A 295-nucleotide genomic window follows, 5' to 3' on the forward strand; every position below is an offset into this window, starting at 1 on the left:
GGCGGCCCGGCCCCGCCCGGCCCCGCCGTTGCCCATCAGCAGGCCGCCGGCCCCCCCGTTGAGGCCAGAGCCGGGGGCGGCGTTGGCACCGTTGGCGATCAGTGGGCGCCCCAGCAGTGACTCGGTGGGGGCGTTGACGACATTGAAGACTCCCTGCAGCGGGGTGCTGCCGTTAATCCCGTCGGCACCGATGGCTACCGGGGCAAATCCGCCATTGCCGCCATTGCCGCCGGTGCCGAAGAACACTGCTTTGCCGCCAGCCCCGCCGACACCCCCAGGCCCTGCGGTGCTGGCC

1 pseudogene is annotated in these 295 nt (G+C 73.2%); it reads right to left on the minus strand.

Annotated elements, in window-relative coordinates:
• Positions 1 to 295: pseudogene (locus FPZ47_RS28780) on the minus strand (PE family protein); the annotation flags it as partial.

The organism is Mycobacterium helveticum, assembly GCF_007714205.1.
GTDB lineage: Bacteria > Actinomycetota > Actinomycetes > Mycobacteriales > Mycobacteriaceae > Mycobacterium > Mycobacterium helveticum.